Raw genomic sequence first — 18,961 nt, 5'->3', positions numbered from 1 at the left:
AGGACCGCCTACCGGCGGCCCTATGCCAATCGGTGTATACCGATTATTATTCGCTTGTATAAGGCTAGTTATCTTTTGCCGTCGACTCTTCGACTTTCACTGTAGAGTCAGTAGCAATCGCATCTGGCACAATAATGCCAGCTGCTTCTAACGCACTTTTCGCTTCATTCACTTCTACCTTATTAGGATCCGTAATAGTACCGTATTTATACAAGTTTTCAATCTGTGTATGGTCAATGGTTTCTTCTTCTAATAACACATTCGCCATATTATGTAAAAACTCAATATTATCCGATAACAATTGCATTACATCATTATACGCTTCTGATACTAATTTATGCATTTCTGCATCGATTTTCTCAGCTACCGCTTCGCCATAATTGCGTTCATGACCGAGGCTACGCCCTAAGAATACTTGTTCTTGATGTTCACCAAATACAAGTGGTCCCAATTCATCGCTCATACCTAAACGAGTAATCATATGGCGTACGATATTGGTTACTTGCTGTAAGTCACCAGAAGCACCACTACTAATTTCTTTAAGCACTAATGCTTCAGCACAACGACCACCTAAAGCTACACGAATGCGGGCTAACATTTGCGATTTCGTCATATAGTTTTGTTCTTCCACTGGTAACATCATAGTGTAACCACCAGCACGACCACGTGGAATAATCGTTACTTTATGAACTGGATCCGCATCAGGCAATAAATGAGCCACAATCGCGTGACCCGATTCATGATACGCCGTTAAACGACGTTCTTTATCGCTCACTACATGGCTACGACGTTCTGGACCATAACTTACCTTTTCACTGGCTTCTTCTAAATCGGCCATAGACACTTTTTTACGATTTTGGCGGGCAGCTAATAAAGCCGCTTCATTAAGTAAATTACTTAAATCAGCCCCTGTAAAACCAGGTGTTTTCTTAGCAATCGTTTGCAAGTTAACATCTTCATCTAATGGTTTATTGCGAGCATGGACTTTCAAAATAGCTTCACGGCCGCGAAGGTCTGGTTTATCCACTGTTACTTGACGGTCAAAACGACCTGGACGAAGTAAAGCAGGGTCTAAAATATCAGGACGGTTAGTCGCCGCTACCGTAATAATACCTTCATTAGCACCAAAGCCATCCATTTCTACGAGCAATTGGTTCAAAGTCTGTTCCCGTTCATCATGACCGCCACCAAGACCAGCCCCACGCTGACGACCTACTGCATCAATTTCATCGATAAAAATGATACATGGTGCATTTTTCTTAGCTTGGCTAAAAAGGTCACGCACACGCGATGCCCCAACGCCGACGAACATTTCTACGAAGTCAGAACCACTAATACTAAAGAATGGCACCCCGGCTTCGCCCGCTACGGCACGAGCCAATAAGGTTTTACCTGTCCCTGGAGGGCCAAATAATAGCACCCCTTTAGGAATCTTCGCGCCAATCGCATTAAATTTGCTTGGATTACGTAAAAATTCTACCACTTCTTCAAGTTCTTGCTTAGCTTCATCAGCCCCAGCCACATCCTTGAAGGTTACATTTACTTTGCCTTCGCCTTGCATTTTAGCACGGCTTTTACCAAAGTTCATTACACGGCCACCGCTACCTTGGGTTTGCTGCATAATAAAGAACCAAACGCCAATTAATAAGAAAATTGGCAATACGGAGCTAAGAAGCCCCATCCACCAAGATGGTTGTTCTGGTGGTTTTGCTGTAATTTCAACTTCATTTTGAGTCAGTTGATTCATCAAGGTAGGATCGGTTGGTGCGTATGTACTAAATTCTGTACCATTCTTTAATGTACCCACAATCGAATGATTATCAGTAATGGTAATCTTCTCTACCTTCTTCTGAGCTACTTGTTGTAAGAAGCTCGTATAGCTAATCTCTGACTTTGCCGTATTTGTACTGGAAAACGAATTAATCACTGTAGCAGCCGCTACAATAATTAAAATGTAAAGCAGTGCATTTTTCATAAAACGACCCAATCTATTACCCCTTTCACAAAGTTCTCAACATGGTATCTGCCATTTCTATATCGAAAAATATACTCTGACCAACATATTAACATATTTTTATCGTACATACAATGCATTTCATTGTATACATTGGATTACTTCGATTGATACACTTCTTCTTTCAATACACCAATATATGGTAGATTACGATATTGTTCGGCGTAATCAAGACCATAACCTACTACAAAGTAATCTGGTACCACAAACCCTTGATAATCTACATGAACCTCAACAGTGCGACGATCTGGTTTGTTAAGCAAAGCTACTAAACGTACACTTTTAGCATTACGTGATTTTAAATTTTCTAACAAGTAATGAAGCGTATTGCCCGTATCAACAATATCTTCCACTACAATGACATGCTTACCTTCCACAGGCTTATCCAAGTCTTTCATGATGCGAACCACGCCACTGCTCTGCGTGCTATTTCCATAACTGGAGCAAGAAATAAAATCGAGTGTTACATTGCCTTCAATGGCACGCGCCAAATCGGCAAAGAACATAACCGCTCCCTTTAGGACACATACGAGCACAACCTCTTCGCCTTTATAATCAGCAGAAATTTGTTTACCCAACTCAGCAACGCGTTCCTGTAATGCTTCTTTTGTAATCAATACTTCCTTAATGGAATCTAACATTTAATCGTCCTCCTCGATAGAACAAGCCCAATATGTTGTAGCCTGTTCTTCCCATACAATTGTGACCGCCTTAGGGTTGGCTAATGCTAATACCACCGAATCCCCACATAAAAACCATAGGGAATCTCGTTCCTCTTGTGGAATCTTTCGGTCAATGAGCCAGTCTTTTAACTTGCGATGCCCCCAAATGCGCCCATCTTTGTGACGTAACGTTATGCGATCACCCGCTTGGCGATGCCGTATCGAAGGCCCCTTAGTTGCTAATGACTGCGGAATCAGTACCGTTTCACCAGCCTGTAGTGGTGGTGCCCCTGCCGTAGGTCCTAGCCAAGTAACCTGTCGAAGCCCTACTAAGCGATACGCTGTTACCTTCGGTAACTGTCTTTGTGGCGTAACGTTTAAACGTCCAACTTGTATTATATCATATTGTGCGACAACCTTCATCTGGGAACCAATAAATTGTTTTGGCTTTTTTCCTTGCACCACCGCCTGCAAGGCCTTTAATTGTGCTTGAGAAAAAGTATCCGCCCCCTGAAAGATTTCAACAATCCGTTGCCACAAACGATAGAATAAGGCCTCTGGCAAATCGGCTACCCCTTGACGCTTCAATGTAATAGCCGGTGCAGTTTCATCAAAAGCAAGGCACACTGACTGCCAAACCTCCTCCGTAGCCCTTTGTAAATATATTTCATCGGCCGCCATATTATCCCCTAAACGAGCCAACGTAGCTACAATATTCGGATTATAGGTTTTCAAAAGCGGTAATAATTCTAAGCGTATACGATTTCGTACATACAAAGGCTCTTCATTAGTCATATCGGTAGCATAAGTAAGCCCCACCGCCTCTAAATACGCCAAAATGTCTTTTTTCGTAACCCCCAATAAAGGACGCCACAAATCCTTATCAATGACCTGCATCCCTCGTAGGCCCTTTGTGCCCGCACCACGCAGTAAATGCAATAACACCGTTTCACCTTGGTCATCTTGATGATGAGCGGTCGCAATAAATGCATAGCCATGCTGCCGCGCTATCTCTCTAAAAAAAGCATAACGCTTTTGACGACTGACAGTTTCTACCGATTGTTTTTGTGCCTTAGCTAGTGCCAACGCATCAAAGGTTAATTCATAAAAAGGTAAGCCGTACTGCGCTGCATACGCTTTTACCATAGCGAGCTCGGCCTTACTTTCTGGCCGCAAGGAATGATCTACACAAGCAACGCCTAAATGCAAACCAAAGGCTGTTGATACCCCTTTAGTCGTAACCAACCAGTGCAATAAAGCCATCGAATCAGGCCCCCCTGAGCAAGCCACCAATACATGACTACCCTTAGGCACCGTAGCATGGGTGCGTTCGTAGGTCAATATTTGTTTTTCAAATTGTGCAATCGCTTCCATGCTAAACCTCCTCACCATTATTCACGACCTAAATACCTAACAATTACGTTCGCTTATGGCTACCTAGCTTTCATTTAACCAATCTAGCAGCCATACCTTCCATACCATCTCGTTCACTTACAATCACATGAGGGATTTCATACCAATCCATAAAAGAGGTTAAAATCTCCCCACCGGCAACAATAATATCCGCTCGATTAGCCGGTAAGCCAGGCACTGTCAAGCGTTCCTCGGGCGTCATATAACGCAATTCTAAAAGCATAGCTTCGATTACTTCACGGCTTAACTGGTGCCCTTGAATCTTGCCTGGATTATAGACTTCCATTTTTAAATGCATCGCTGCCAAAGTCGTAGCCGTACCGCCTACGGCAATAAATTCACCAAAAGGTCCAGCAATAGGCAAAGGTTCAAACCACGGCCGAGTTTCTTGCCATACTTCCTGCGGGCCTTCATCAGAGCGCTCTTTTAAACGCACCGCCCCCATAGGATAGGATCGTTGCCAATATGTGCCTTCATGAGTGCCTAACGCAATTTCTGTACTGCCACCCCCAATATCAATGAGGCCATAGTGACGATGATCAACAGGGAACGTAGTAACCGCCCCTTCAAAGCCAAGGGCGGCCTCTTCTTCACCACTAATTACCATTGCTTCCATAGGACAAATCGCTACAGCCTGCTCCATAAAGTCACCGCCATTACTAGCTTCACGAATAGCACTAGTAGCTACCCCTACCACTTGATTGGCACCATAAGCCTCAATCACATTATGAATCTCAGCTAAAGCCGCCAAACTACGTGTCATAGCTTCCTTCGTCAATTGTCCATCAGTGCCTCGTTTACCTAAGCGAGTGCCCCACAAACGTTTAGGTTCCCATTGCCAACCTGTCTTACCATACGTGCCCAATAACAATCGAAAGGAGTTAGACCCTAAATCAACAATAGCTAATTTCTTAGTACTTTCACTCATTTTGTCACCTCAATATTGACTATATAAAAAAGATGATGCGGAGCTCCGCATCATCTCATACATTAATCTCTGCGACCGCCTCGACCGCCTCGTTTGGATTCTGTATTACGTTTTAAATCAGTTAAGCGTTCTTCACTATCTTTCAAGAAACGACTCATTTTATCTTCAAAGGACATACCGCCACTTTTACGGTCAAAAGAGTTACGACGATTACCATCAGCGCGACTATGAGCCTCATGTTGCCGTGGACGGAACTCTTTTGGTTCACGACCTTCTCCTTTAGGAGCTCGTGGTGTTGATTCTGGCTTAGGTTGTGTCTGCTTAATGGATAAGCTAATCTTACCTTTTTCATCTACACTAAGAACTTTAACTTTAACGGTGTCTTGTTCCTTAATAAAATCTGAAATATTTTCCACATATTCATTTGCTACTTCTGAAATGTGTACTAACCCAGTTTGTTTGTTACCTAAATCGACAAACGCACCAAATTTTGTGATACCCGTAACTGTGCCTTCAAGAACACTACCAACTTCAATGGCCATGCTAACCCGATGTCCTCCTAAATTCAAAAAAACTGCTGTTGCACCTAATCTATGCATACTACGTTCATTATATAGGTCTATGAAAAACCTTGTCAACTGCTATTTCACGAATGTCCTAGCTTACTTTACACTTTGCTATACGCTTTATTTTACGTAGGGTACCTCGCCTGGTTTTACGAGGCCCAATTCTTCACGCGCTACCTCTTCAATCGATTTAGGATCTTGTAAACGTTGACGCTCTTGTTCTAACACTTCATTCCGTTCTTTTAAATCCTTAATCTGAAGTTCTAATTGTTGTTGCTGTTGTTTAATAACATAAATCTCATAGCCCGTGCGGACAACAAAAAATATGCCAAATACAACAACAATAATCTGTAACCAAAACACAATGGGATTTCGTCTAGGTTGTGGTCGTTTGCGCTTCGTATTTTTTGTTCTCGCCTCTTCCGCCATGACTGTACCTCTTTGTCTAACAACCTTGTGAATGAACCTATTATAACATCATTATAAACGGGGTTCAATTACATTTTAACGGCTTTTGACAAGACCTTACGACTCTAGTTCAGCAATGCGTGCCCCAATGGTCTGACCACGAAACGTAAAATGTGGATACAACTCTTTGAGGGGAATTAACACAAACGTGCGATCCCATAAATACGGATGGGGAATGGTAAGCGCCTCCGTAGCCACCGTTAAAGGGGCACCCCCTTCTGTTTCAGCCCAAACAATATCCAAATCAAGCGTTCGTGGCCCCCAATGAATAATTCGTTGTCGCCCAGCCGCTTGTTCTAACTGTTGCATACCTTGCAACATAGCCTCAGGCGCTAATGAGCTCACTACTTTGGCAACACCATTGAGAAACGGCCCTTGTTCCGTATTGCCCCACGGTGGGGTTTCCAACCAAGTCGAAGCTTCAACAGAGATAATCCCGGCCTGTTGCTTTAATCCAAGAATAGCTTGATCTAAATAGGCCTGTCGATCACCTAAATTGGAACCTAAACTAATATAATACACATAGTTCATATCATATCCTCAGCTACGCTGTTACCTCTAATTCTGTTAACTAATACAAGCTCCTGTTAATGGCCCATTAATATAAGCTCCTATTTATGGCCCATTAACACAACCAAACAACTACGACTTAACAGTCATATAGAAGCCAATATATTACATTTGACCACGGGTAATGGTAATCTCCGCGTAATCTAACATGCCAGGAATCGGCACCGCAGGCTTACGAACGGCTACCGCTAACCCTACAATACCACGATAGTTATTCCATAGCTCATCAGCAATCAAAGTGCCCACCTTTTCTAATAATTTTTGTGGTGCCCCTGTTACAATACGTTCTACCGTATTATAAATTTCTACATAATTAATAGAGTCTTCCAATAAATCGGACTGTCCCGCTTTTGTCAAATCTGTCACAATCGTCACATCTATAAAAAAACGTTGACCTTGGCTTGTTTCAGACGCTAAATTGCCATGATAACCAAAAAAGCCCATGTTTTTTAAGACAATCTTATCCATTAAAACTCTCCTCTCAACAAGGCATCTGCCACAGTCAAGGCCTTCTTATGCATATCCACATTATGAACGCGCACCATGTCAATACCTTGGATTAAGCCTGTAATACAAGCAGCCACCGTACCTTCATCCCGTTGATCTGCAGGGCAGTCGTTAAGCATAGCACCAATGAAACGTTTACGACTTGGCGCCAATAACACAGGATATTCATAGGCCGTCAATTCCCCTAAGCGCTGCATAACTTCAATATTTTGTGCCCCCGTTTTACCAAAACCAATACCTGGATCTAGCCAAATATTTTGAGGCATAACCCCTTCTTTTAACGCAATATCCACCGAAGCAAAGAAAAAGGCTTTCATATCTTCAATAATATCGCCATATTCTGTATTATCTTGGTTATGCATGATAATAACTGGTACTTTATGTTTAGCGGCTACCGCTGCAATATCAGGATCATAACGAAGGCCCCAAATATCATTTAGAATATGGGCCCCATGAGAAAGGGCATAATCCGCCGTTTCAGCACGATAGGTATCAATAGATACAGGCACCTTAGATGCCGCTAAAACAGGTTCCAATAAAGCTTCCATACGGCTAATTTCTTCAGCCACGGAAATATGAGTATGACCAGGCCGTGTAGATTCTACGCCTAAATCGATAACATCCGCTCCTTGCGCTACCATTTCTTTGGCATGCGCTACAGCTGCTTCAGGATTGTTGTATTTACCTCCATCAGAAAAAGAGTCTGGCGTGCCATTTAGAATCCCCATAATAAGGGTGCTATTATTTAATTCTAAAGTCTTGCCATCACTCCATTTATAACTGCGTCGTTTGAACATCTGCCGTACCTCCTAATATAGCCATAGCTTCTTCCCGAAGCTGACCAGTCTTACTTAGTACGCCGCGACATTCCATTGTCACCACTGCCGTACCTTGTTGCAATTCGCCTTTAATAAGCATGCATAAATGGGTGGCTTTAATACGCACCACCACACCTTCTGCTTGTAAATCCGTGGCAAGGGCCGTTGCAATTTCACGAGTCATACGCTCTTGCAACTGCGGACGTTTGGCAAATACATTCACTAAATCACTCAGCTTACTTAACCCTGCTACGCGACCATCCTTTGGTTGATAAACAATATCTACATGACCAAAGAAGGGCATCAAATGATGCTCGCAAACGGAGTAAAAGGGAATATCCGTGACGGCTACTAAGCCTTTATACTCAGTAGGGAAAATCTCGCCCCATATATCCGCGCTTTTAACCTGCCTGCCGGAAAACAATTCTTCATATAAAGCAGCTACGCGCTTTGGTGTTTTTTCCATACCAGCCGCTTTTAAATCAATACCCAAAGCTGTTAAAAATTGAGCAATGCCCTCACTGGCCTGTTCCTTCATAACAAGACCTCCTATACGATCTTAGTGGTCCAATCCTCCACATTCCACTCATCAGTAATCCAAGAGCGATAAAATTCTGGTTCATGGCTTACCAATAAAACCGTTCCTTTAAAACGACGTAGGGCGTCAGCTAGTTCCTCTTTAGCTGCCACATCTAAATGATTTGTCGGTTCATCTAACACCAATACATTATAGGACTCTTGCATCAGCTTGCAAAGTCTTACTTTGGCGTTTTCACCGCCTGATAACACACGCATCTGACTCGTAATATGTTCATTCGTTAAACCACAACGAGCTAACGCCGCCCGCACTTCCGCATTGGTCATAGCCGGATAGGCGTTCCAAATATAATCAAGCGCCGTCATATCATTATGAGCGCTATCCTCTTGCTCAAAATAACCGACTTGCAAAAAGTCGCCTCGTTCTACCTTGCCAGCAAAAGGCTGAATTAAACCTAGCAAGGTTTTAAGTAAAGTTGTCTTACCTAAACCATTCACCCCACGAACAGCTACCTTCTGCCCTCGCTCTAAGGACACTTTAACCGGCTTCGTCAAGGCCTCATTATAACCGAGCACCAAATCTTCACTGGTCACGATGAAACGACTAGGCGTGCGCCCTTCTTTAAAGCCAAAGGACACGTCCAAATGAACCTTTGGTTTTTCCAATAAATCCATTTTTTCTAAACGTTTAGCTCTCGAATTAGCCATGCCACGAGTTGCTACGCGGGCCTTATTACGTTGGATAAAGTCTTCCATGCGCGCAATCTCTTGTTGCTGTCGCTCATACGCTTTTAAGGCTTGCGCCCGCTGCACTTCATAGGCCGCTAAAAACTGCTCATAGTTACCCGTATAGCGCGTCAACTGCGCCTGTTCAATATGATAAATCACATTGACTACAGAATTCAAAAACTCCATATCATGAGAGATGAGAATAAATGCATTTTCATAGGCCTGTAAATACGATTGTAGCCACGCAATATGTTCCACATCTAAATAGTTCGTCGGTTCGTCTAATAATAGGATAGTCGGCTTTTGTAATAATAGCTTAGTCAGTAGTACCTTCGTGCGCTGACCACCACTCAACTCATTCACCAAACGGTCAAGCCCAATATCCACCAAACCTAACCCTTGCGCCGTCCGTTCAATGGTAGCATCAATTTCATAGAACCCTCGTTGCTCTAATTCTTCTTGCCACTCACCAGTTTTCGCTAGCAATTCATTCATACGATCTTCGTCACAATCTGTCATTTCATTATAAGCAGCTTGTAACTGAGCATCTAACTCAAATAAATCACTAAACGCATCGCGCAATACATCGCGAATCGTCTGGCCTTCAGCTAGCACACTGTGCTGATCTAAATAACCCACCGTGCCTTTATTAGACCAAGTAACCGTCCCTTCATCAGGCAAAATTTTACCCGTAATAATATTTAAAAAGGTGGATTTACCTTCGCCATTAGCACCAATCAAGCCCACATGTTCCCCTTTTAACAAACGGAAGGAGGCATCGTCTAAAATTTGACGCGCACCAAAGCCATGGGTCACATGGGATACTGTTAATACACTCATCAGTCATCTCCCAACACGTATATCTAATGTAAAAGCCGCCTGAAACAGACGGCTTTATTAACCATATTATATTTTACCTTTATTTTGTAGGTATGTCAAAAACGCCAACTATAACCATTACTTTCAGTCATAATATACGCTCTTAACAGTCAAGTTTAACAATCACTCTTTTTTATCAGTTACCCTTTACCATGATATTGCCACCAATGGCGTAGAGCCATAATGGCCATAATATGAGCGCCTTTTTGAATGGCTTCTAGACCGGCAGGCGAACCAGTAGCCGCTGCAAATTCAGGGGTATGAAGTCCCATATGTTCACCAATAGCTAAGGTTAATTGCACGGTAGGCACCACCTGCGATACATTACCCATATCGGTACTGCCTTCCGCCAAATTATCTGGTAACAGAGTCGGTTTCGCATCCCATTCTGTCATGACTGTCTCTGCTAGCTGGCGCCACGTTTTATCTTCCCGTAAATCTTTAAAAAGCGGTTCATAATGACGATAAGCTACGGTCGCACCTTTGGCCTTAGCAATTCTTACAGCCGCCTCTTTAATAGTTGGCAAGACAGTATCTTCTAGAAAAGTCACCGTATGAGCCCGCACCGTCATATGCAAGGTAGCTCTAGATGGAATCATGTTGGACGCCTCCCCCGCTTCAGTAAATATTTGACCAATCACCACTTCTGATCCCCACAGAGCCTTTAAACGATTCACTTCACTATATAAAGCAACGGCACAATCAAGGGCATTCACGCCTCGGTCTTCTAAATCAGCTACATGTGCCGTTCGTCCATGAAACACGACTTCCAAAGGATGGCTCGCTAAAGAGGAACCACCGAGTTCGTTCACATCCGCCGGATGCGTTAATAAGGCCCCTTTATAACCATTAAACACGCCTGCATCGGCCATAAATACTTTACCACCTACAGTTTCTTCGGCAGGACACCCAAAAAAGGTAGTCAACGCTTCTGGCACCGCGGCCGCAAACCCAAGAGCCGCCCCCACACTCATAGCGGCAATCAGATTATGACCACAACCATGGCCTAAGCCTGGCAAGGCATCATACTCACCAAGAAACGCCATTTTATAAAGGTCGTCCTTCTCAGGCTTTACCAATGCTGTTCCTACACCACTAGGCCTAGCACTACTAGCACTAGGACTTATTATACCACCTTTATCGGCTCGCAAAGACGTTGCCAATTCGGGAATTTCACCACCACTTACATCAACAGTCACTGCAAAGCCGTGCTGCACTAATAATTCACGGATAGCCGCTACCGCTTTATGCTCTGCCAAACCAAGCTCTGGATTTTCATGCAAATACTTGGCTAAATCAATGAGCGCCCCTTCCGCCCCTTTTATGGCCTGACGAAGTCGTTGCTCACGAGCTTCCAGCAATTGATCAGGCTCTAGTATGTCTTCGCTATACGCCATGACTATGCCGTCCTTTCCTAACTATTTATGTCAACGTTTACCTTAAGGCCCATTAATGTGGCAAAATTAATAATGTATTAGATATAGCTCTAAAACTTACATAAGCCCCTAACGGTAAGGCCCAATGAGGTGAACCATGCCCAGTAGGCACATAACAAACAAATGGTTCTGGCGCCTCTGCGGAACGTTCAGCCAACATATAATCCAATACGTGAGCCCCGATTTCATATATTTCATCCTCAGGATCCCCTTCACACTGGGTAAAAGTGCCTAAAGCTACCCCCTTAACTTGACTGAGCACGCCTTGCCAGCGAAGCTGTTGCAACATGCGGTCAATTTTATAAGGAGCTTCGCCAATATCTTCGAGCAATAAAATCGCATCGCTCCAATCGGCCGTAGCTGGCGCATAAGGTGTACCACCTAAGCTACATAACATAGCTAAATTGCCACCTAATAGTCGCCCTTCTTCCATAGTAGCGCCAATAAAGCCACGTGGTGGCGCCAATAAAGGCTCTATCACCGAAGTTCGACCTTCTAATAAATCAAATAAATGCGCTAAATCCGTTTCACGATCTGGCTTTACCCAATCTACCCCCATAGGGCCATGATACGTAATCAAACGACTATAGCGCCCTATGGCGCAATGTAGAGCTGTACAATCACTATAGCCTACGAAGGGTTTAGCAGATTGACGAATCCCTTCATAATCTAATAGATGTAAATAGCGCACAGAACCATAGCCACCACGCAAAGCAATAACCGCCTCACAAGCTGCGGTAGTCATTAATTCATTAAATTCCTGAGCCTGCTCCTCAGGCGTACCGCCATACAGGCCCTGACGATAACAACTGGGCCCAAATAACACCTCATAGCCACGCGCCTTTGCTAGCCTTTCAAGGTGAGCTAAATCCTCTTGCGCCGCTGACGCGGGGGCCGTAAAGCCCAACGTCATGCCAGGCTTAATTTGTTTAGGCCATATCCAATCCATGTCAACCTCCTACTAACCTATATAGGGCTCTTTTATTTCCGATAGGCCTCTTTAAAATCTATCGTGCCTAAACTGGACCAGAAGAAACCATCAATCGTGTCACGCACCACATAGGGCGTAGTGGTGAAATAAATAGGTAGTACTACGGAATCGTCAAATATCATAGCTTCTGCTTCATGCATCAATTGACTGCGAACCTTCAAGTTTGTGGTATTATGCACCCGTTCCATTAAGGCATTATAGGCTTCGCTATGATATTGGGCATCGTTCGCTTCGTCTGAAAAAACATCTAAAAAGGTTTGTGGATCCGCATAATCACCAATCCAAGAAGCTCGTGCTACCTGATAATGACCTTCTTCACGATTGGCCATAAATACCTTAGTTTCCTGATTCTGCAAAGCTACCGTAGCCCCTATTTCATTTTGCCAAATCGCCTGCACTGCTTCAGCAATAGCTTTATGCATTTCATTCGTATTATACAAAATCGTCACTGGTGGTAGCGGTTTATTAGGACCATAGCCAGCGTCTTGCAATAAACGCTTCGCCTCTACCACATTATAAGCTACTAAAGGGCCCCCTTCCTTGCGAAAATCCTGGCCCGTAGCTTCATCAGTAAGGCCTGGTGGTACAAAGGCATAGGCTGGCGTTTTCCCCCCATGTACGATAGTATCTACAATCACCTTGCGGTCAATCACTAGTGAAAAAGCTTTGCGCACCAATGGATTATCAAAAGGTGGCGCTGTAACATTAAATACATAATAATACGTCCCTAGCGATGGAGCCACTTTGAAAAGGCCCAATTCACTAAGACGCGCTTGGTCCGCCACCGGCGGTTCCACCATAATATCGGCAGCGCCCCCTTCGACTAAGGTTAGGCGCGTGCTTTGAGATTCACTAATGGGCCACTCCATAGCCTCTAAACGAACCTTAGCAGCATCCCAATATCGCTCATTTTTAACAAATTGTAACTCTGCACTATGTTGCCATTTTACCAATTTAAAAGGCCCATTACCAATCAAGGTATCCGCTTTAGTAGCCCAAGTATCAGGCGCCGCTTCTACAATATCGGCCCGTACCGGATAATAGGCGTGAAACGCCGTTAACCCTAAAAAATAAGGAGCTGGCGCTACTAACGTCACCACCAAGGTATGGTCATCAATCGCTTTGACGCCCACTTCATCAGCACTCGCCTTTTCCGTGTTATACGCTTCGCCATTTTTTAGTACATATAGCATATACGCATTATTAGCAGCCACCGCTGGATTTAAAGCTCGTTTCCAAGCATATTCAAAATCCTGCGCCGTAACGGGCTTACCATCAGACCACTGAGCATTAGCTCGGATTTTAAACGTATATACTAAGCCATCTGCCGAAATAGTCCAAGACTCAGCCATAGCCGGTTCCGGCATGTCCTTATCATTTAACCGAGTTAATCCTTCAAATACAGCCAGTTCCACCGTTGATTCTGGTAACGTTGACGACTTAGCTGGATCCAAGGTAGACGGCTCCTGTTCTAAGGCATAGCGCAATGTATTGGGCGGAATCGTTTCACCACTGCGCGTACAGCCCGCCACCAATGCTATGGTCAGTATGGCTAATAATAACCTAACAAATATTCCTAGTCGTTTCATACACAACTCCTTACCCCTCTGTTATGGTAGTGAATTTTCTAAAAAATCTTTCATAATGTCTCCCAGCTTAGCCCCTAAGGGAATCCCCTCTGAATTAGGCACCTGTGAAATAAAAACATTTAAACCAAATGTACCTTTTACCAACGGTAAAATACCTCCATCGTGCTCTACATCCTCTAGCACTCCCGTTTTATGATGAAATACGACTTCTTCCCCCCAATAAAAGGGCAATTTATCACGAAATTGCTGTCGTCCTAACAACTGCCACATTTCATGTCCTAACGGCCCCGTTTCACGGCAGCGATAAATATATTCATAAAGAATCATTAAATCTAGCACGGTCATCACATTTTCCCGCCCTTGAGCACGCGCCTCCGCGTCCATCATATACCGTAATAGCTTTGTTTCCTTTAAGCCTAAAGACTGAGCAAATTCATTGATAGTCTCCATACCCAGATGATGAATTAAAAGATTGGTTGCCCAATTATCGCTAAGCACCATCATAAGACGGCACAGCTCTAAATAGGTAAAACGATGATGCACATCTAACTCCTGCAAAGCACCACCGCCCCACACGCGCGGTACATTCCGTAACCCCACCGTATCTTGTAAATTTAAAGTGCCTGCCATCGCCTTGCTAAACAAAGTAGCCATAATCAGCACTTTAATCATGCTTGCACTGGCATGAACAGTTGTTATCCCTCGACCTGCAATTTCAGCCATAGGCAATTCATCATCCAAACGAGCTACCAAATAGGAAATACGCCCTTTAGGCGCCCATTGGTCAATACATGCATTTAATGCGATTTCTAAGCCTTTACCGGCTAGTATTTTTTCCATATTCCTTTGCCTACTTTCTCATTTCTATGCTTCATACCCTAGCGTCGCCAACAAGCTACCTTTTGCTCACCACGGACAACTAATGGTGGTTTAGCTTCTTCACACTGCGCTATTTTCTCTGGACAACGCGAAGCAAATGGACATCCCCATAGGTCTGCTAAAGGACTAGGCACTTCGCCAGTTAGTACCGGACCAATCGTCATATGTGGGGCTAACGGCGCATTTAACTTAATTAACGCTTGCGTATATGGGTGTAAAGGCGTTTCATAGACAGCCTGAGTAGGCCCTTCTTCTACAACACCCCCTAAATACATAACGGCAATCCGTTGGCTCACATAGCGAACCATATTCAAATCATGAGAAATAAAGACATAGCTAATACCTTGTTCTGCTTGTAATCGTTCTAATAAGGATACTATTTGTACTTGAATAGATACATCCAACGCAGAAATTGGCTCATCACAAATAATGCATTGCGGGGAACTAATGAGCGCCCGACCAATGCCGATGCGTTGTCGCTGACCACCGCTAAATTCATGAGGATACCGTTCCCCCTGAGCTTTACTCAAACCAACTTGTTCTAAAATGTCATCCACTTTAGCTTGCTTAGCAGTTTCACTTAACGACGTCCCTGTAGTCGCCCGTACCGTTAATGGCTCTAATAAGCTTTGTCGCACTGTCATACGTGGATTTAACGATGCATAGGGATCTTGAAACACCATCTGAATATGACTAAGCACATGGTCTGTATCAGCAGGCCCTGTAATTTCACGTCCAGCCACCAGGACCCGACCAGCCGTCTTAGGATATAAACCCATAAGCGTACGTCCAAAGGTGGATTTCCCACAACCCGACTCACCAACAAGACCTAAGGTTTCACCAACGCCTTGGTGCAAAGACACTCCGTTCAAAGCGTGTACCACTTGTTGATGTTGCTTCAAAAGACCACGACGTACGGTAAAATGCTTGGTTAAATTCTCGGTTTCCCAAATATTCATACGTTCACCGCCTTTTTCTCAGCTTGAAGCCAACAACGAACCCCTTCAGTTAGACTCGGCATTTCACGGGCACACACGCGCATAGCTTGCTTACACCGCGGATGGAACGCACACCCCTTAGGGAGACTAAACATATCGGGCGGTTGGCCGCCAATGGCTTGTAACGTAGTCGTAGCACTCGTTGGCAAAGACCCTAACAAACCTTGCAAATACGGATGTTGTGGCTTACCTAACAAATCTTCAACCGTGCCGGTTTCCACCACTTGGCCTGCGTACATAACTGACATGCGATCACATAATTGTGCAATAACTCGCAAATTATGGGAAATAATCAACAACCCCATATGCTCTGTTTTAACTAACTCTTTTAATAATAATAAAATTTGTGCTTCCGTAGTAACATCTAAAGCCGTTGTCGGTTCATCGGCGAGCAATAGTGTTGGCCGACCTGCTAACGCCATAGCAATAACCACTCGTTGACGCATTCCACCGCTTAATTCATGTGGATATTGTGTCAAACGGCGCTTCGCATCGGCGATGCCTACTTTCGTTAATAACTCTAACGCAGCCGCTTCTTCATCAGCAATCGTTTCATTATGCCGTTTAGCCCCTAGACGAAGCGATTCCTTTAACTGAGTACCAATGGCTAAAATTGGGTTTAACGCCGTCATAGGATCTTGAAACACCATGGCTATGGTAGTGCCACGTAATTGTCGCCACTGTGCTTCACTATATTGTTTGCACTCTTCACCTTGCACCAGCAAGGAATCTACCGTAACTGTTGCTCGATCAGTAGGTAACAAACCCATCAAAGACTGTAACGTTACAGACTTACCACAACCCGATTCCCCTACTAAGCCCACAACTTCACCAGGCTGAACCGTTAAGGATACACCACGCACCGCTGGAACCGGTCCTGCAAAAGTATGAAACGTAACAGCTAAATTAGCTAAGACGACTAACGGTGTTGCCTCCTTCTGTAAGGCTAAAGACGTTGTGTCTTTCTTTACTGCTAAAGTCATTGTATCCTTCGATACGGCCCCCCGTTCATTATGTATAGCTGTCATCGTTTCACCTCCCCTTTCGGATCTAAGGCATTGCGCAACCCATCACCAAAGAACGTAAAACCAAGCATCGTAATCCCTATAGCCAAAGCAGGGGCAATTAACTGAAACGGATAGGACCGCATAGAATTAATGCCTTCTGCAGCCAAAACACCCCAACTAGCCATCGGTGCATTAACACCTAAACCAATAAAACTTAAAAAAGCTTCTGTAAAAATAGCTTCAGGAATAGCTAAGGTCATAGTAATGATAATTGGCCCTACACAATTAGGTAACATATGACGAAATAGAATACGCCATGCCGGTACCCCCATTGAGCGCGCCGCCAATACATATTCTTCATTTTTCAAAGTAACAATCTGGCTACGTACAATTCGAGCCATCGTAAGCCAGTAAGCAATCCCTAAGGCAATAAAAATGGAAGTTAAACCAGGGGATAACACTACCATGAGTAAAATAACATAGAGCAATAAAGGAATACCATATAAAATATCTACAAAGCCCATCATCAAGCGGTCCACTTTACCACCGAAAAAGCCAGCTACACTACCATAAATAACGCCAATCACAAGATTAATAGCCGCCGCAACAAAACCGACCGCTAACGAAATGCGTGCCCCATAAACTACGCGCACATATAAATCACGACCTAGCGTATCTGTACCAAACCAGTGTTCACTAGATGGCCCTTGATTAGCTTGCGCTAAATTTTGATCAGCATAGGTATAGGGCGATAGCCAAGGCCCTACAATAGCTAATAGGAGCATACATATAATAATAAAAAGCCCCACTAAAGCCAGTTTATTTTCTTTTAGCCGTTGCCAAGCATTGGGGCGCGGACGATACGCCGTTTCAGTGGCTACCGCCGTAGGGGCTAATGGTAAAAAATCATCAACAGCTCTCATGGCGCATCCTCCTCTTCCATCGTTACCCGTGGATCCACTAAAGGATACACTAAATCCACTAATAAGTTAAAACCAACCACAAGGGCACTATAAAAGATAGTAACCCCTAAAATAACGGTATAATCTCGATTATAAATAGAGGTTACAAAATACTTACCTAAACCAGGAATAGCAAAGATAGTTTCCACAATGAAACTACCTGTCAATAACGCCGCTGCTAAAGGGCCTAAATACGTAAGTACTGGCAATATAGCATTGCCTAAGGCATGTTTCAAAATAATCGTACTATTAGCTAGGCCCTTGGCTCTAGCCGTTTTAATGTATTCCTGTTGCAACACTTCTAGCATAGTGGCTCGCGTTAAACGAGCAATAAACGCCATGGGCTGTGCGCCTAACGTCAAAATAGGCAATACCATATAAGCTGGGCCCTTCCAAAGCGCCACTGGGAAAATAGGCCATACAAAGCCTAGCCAATACACTAATACGGCCCCAATAATGAAAGTGGGTACCGAGATACCAAGCGTCGAGCCAAAAGTAATTAAATAATCCAGCCAAGTATTAGGTTTCAAAGCACTGCCTATACCCGCTGTCACGCCAGCTAACACAGCAAACAACAACGCACCTAGCCCCAATTGAGCCGACACAGGAAAGGACTCACTAATAATATCATTGACTGAGCGACCTAAATATTTATAGGAAGGCCCTAAATCTAATTGCACCACATGTTTCATATAATCGGTATACTGTTGCCACACGGGATCATTGAGGTGATACGTTGCCTCAATGGACGCTTTAATCTGTGGTGGCAATTTCTTCTCTTCCGTAAATGGCCCACCAGGAATGGCATGCATGAGCATAAATGTAATCGTAATAATAGCCCACATAACCACTATGGCGCCCACTAAACGTTTTAGCAAATAGGTCCCCACTATAATCACACTCCTTAGTTGATAATATGTATATATCTATTATACACGAGTCTACGTGATTTCCTATGATAGAATATAGAAACCGTCACATGTGTTCTGTATACATTAATAAACAAAG

Annotated in this window: 19 protein-coding genes; all 19 read right to left on the bottom strand. The window is 43.8% G+C overall.

From position 1 onward, the window contains the following. Positions 1-64: 64 nt before the first annotated feature. Positions 65-1,975, bottom strand: coding sequence for an ATP-dependent zinc metalloprotease FtsH (gene ftsH, locus VER_RS00245; RefSeq protein ID WP_162098975.1), 1,911 nt, complete (start codon positions 1,973-1,975; stop codon positions 65-67). Positions 1,976-2,112: 137 nt separating this feature from the next. Beyond that, positions 2,113-2,655: a hypoxanthine phosphoribosyltransferase gene (gene hpt, locus VER_RS00240; protein ID WP_162098891.1), complete on the bottom strand. Its 543-nt coding sequence runs from the start codon at positions 2,653-2,655 to the stop codon at positions 2,113-2,115. Next, entirely contained in the window at positions 2,656-4,050 is a 1,395-nt protein-coding gene (gene tilS / locus VER_RS00235; RefSeq protein ID WP_162098890.1) for a tRNA lysidine(34) synthetase TilS, read from the bottom strand. It abuts the gene before it with no gap. Positions 4,051-4,120: 70 nt separating this feature from the next. After that, positions 4,121-5,017: a phosphatase gene (locus VER_RS00230; RefSeq protein WP_162098889.1), complete on the bottom strand. Its 897-nt coding sequence runs from the start codon at positions 5,015-5,017 to the stop codon at positions 4,121-4,123. A gap of 62 nt (positions 5,018-5,079) precedes the next feature. Then, positions 5,080-5,559, bottom strand: a complete 480-nt coding sequence (locus VER_RS00225; RefSeq protein ID WP_162098888.1) for a S1 domain-containing RNA-binding protein — start codon at positions 5,557-5,559, stop codon at positions 5,080-5,082. Positions 5,560-5,703: 144 nt separating this feature from the next. Next, the gene (gene ftsL / locus VER_RS00220) at positions 5,704-6,012 is read right to left on the bottom strand and encodes a cell division protein FtsL (protein ID WP_162098887.1); all 309 of its coding nucleotides are present in this window, start codon (positions 6,010-6,012) and stop codon (positions 5,704-5,706) included. A 96-nt stretch (positions 6,013-6,108) separates the two neighbouring features. Beyond that, on the bottom strand, positions 6,109-6,582 hold the full coding sequence (gene folK, locus VER_RS00215) for a 2-amino-4-hydroxy-6-hydroxymethyldihydropteridine diphosphokinase (protein ID WP_162098886.1): 474 nt from the start codon (positions 6,580-6,582) through the stop codon (positions 6,109-6,111). Positions 6,583-6,726: 144 nt separating this feature from the next. Continuing rightward, positions 6,727-7,089, bottom strand: a complete 363-nt coding sequence (gene folB, locus VER_RS00210) for a dihydroneopterin aldolase (RefSeq protein WP_162098885.1) — start codon at positions 7,087-7,089, stop codon at positions 6,727-6,729. Beyond that, positions 7,089-7,925 (bottom strand): dihydropteroate synthase, encoded by an 837-nt coding sequence (gene folP / locus VER_RS00205; protein WP_162098884.1) that lies wholly within the window; start codon positions 7,923-7,925, stop codon positions 7,089-7,091. Before folP ends, folB begins: the two co-directional genes overlap by 1 nt. Then, entirely contained in the window at positions 7,903-8,484 is a 582-nt protein-coding gene (folE, locus tag VER_RS00200; protein WP_162098883.1) for a GTP cyclohydrolase I, read from the bottom strand. Before folE ends, folP begins: the two co-directional genes overlap by 23 nt. Before the next feature lie 11 nt (positions 8,485-8,495). Beyond that, positions 8,496-10,052 carry an ABC-F family ATP-binding cassette domain-containing protein gene (locus VER_RS00195; protein WP_162098882.1) on the bottom strand — a complete coding sequence of 519 codons (1,557 nt, stop codon included), beginning with the start codon at positions 10,050-10,052 and terminating at the stop codon, positions 8,496-8,498. A gap of 179 nt (positions 10,053-10,231) precedes the next feature. Then, positions 10,232-11,488, bottom strand: coding sequence for an amidohydrolase (locus VER_RS00190; RefSeq protein ID WP_162098881.1), 1,257 nt, complete (start codon positions 11,486-11,488; stop codon positions 10,232-10,234). A 52-nt stretch (positions 11,489-11,540) separates the two neighbouring features. Continuing rightward, positions 11,541-12,476: an LD-carboxypeptidase gene (locus VER_RS00185; RefSeq protein ID WP_162098880.1), complete on the bottom strand. Its 936-nt coding sequence runs from the start codon at positions 12,474-12,476 to the stop codon at positions 11,541-11,543. A gap of 32 nt (positions 12,477-12,508) precedes the next feature. Beyond that, a complete protein-coding gene (locus tag VER_RS00180) occupies positions 12,509-14,107 on the bottom strand; it encodes a peptide ABC transporter substrate-binding protein (RefSeq protein WP_162098879.1) in 1,599 nt (532 codons plus the stop codon). A 21-nt stretch (positions 14,108-14,128) separates the two neighbouring features. Continuing rightward, positions 14,129-14,947 carry a serine hydrolase gene (locus tag VER_RS00175; RefSeq protein ID WP_162098878.1) on the bottom strand — a complete coding sequence of 273 codons (819 nt, stop codon included), beginning with the start codon at positions 14,945-14,947 and terminating at the stop codon, positions 14,129-14,131. Between the two features lie 38 nt (positions 14,948-14,985). Further along, positions 14,986-15,945 carry an ABC transporter ATP-binding protein gene (locus VER_RS00170; RefSeq protein WP_162098877.1) on the bottom strand — a complete coding sequence of 320 codons (960 nt, stop codon included), beginning with the start codon at positions 15,943-15,945 and terminating at the stop codon, positions 14,986-14,988. After that, positions 15,942-17,012, bottom strand: coding sequence for an ABC transporter ATP-binding protein (locus VER_RS00165; RefSeq protein WP_238390098.1), 1,071 nt, complete (start codon positions 17,010-17,012; stop codon positions 15,942-15,944). Before VER_RS00165 ends, VER_RS00170 begins: the two co-directional genes overlap by 4 nt. Beyond that, entirely contained in the window at positions 17,009-17,914 is a 906-nt protein-coding gene (locus tag VER_RS00160) for an ABC transporter permease (RefSeq protein ID WP_162098876.1), read from the bottom strand. Before VER_RS00160 ends, VER_RS00165 begins: the two co-directional genes overlap by 4 nt. After that, positions 17,911-18,843: an ABC transporter permease gene (locus VER_RS00155; RefSeq protein ID WP_162098875.1), complete on the bottom strand. Its 933-nt coding sequence runs from the start codon at positions 18,841-18,843 to the stop codon at positions 17,911-17,913. Before VER_RS00155 ends, VER_RS00160 begins: the two co-directional genes overlap by 4 nt. Positions 18,844-18,961: the final 118 nt, after the last annotated feature.

Origin of the sequence: Veillonella sp. R32 (assembly GCF_010093125.1) — a bacterium.
Taxonomy (GTDB): domain Bacteria; phylum Bacillota; class Negativicutes; order Veillonellales; family Veillonellaceae; genus Veillonella_A.
The sequence above is the reverse complement of the archived record's forward strand: the minus strand, read 5'-3'. Positions and strand labels throughout refer to the sequence as shown.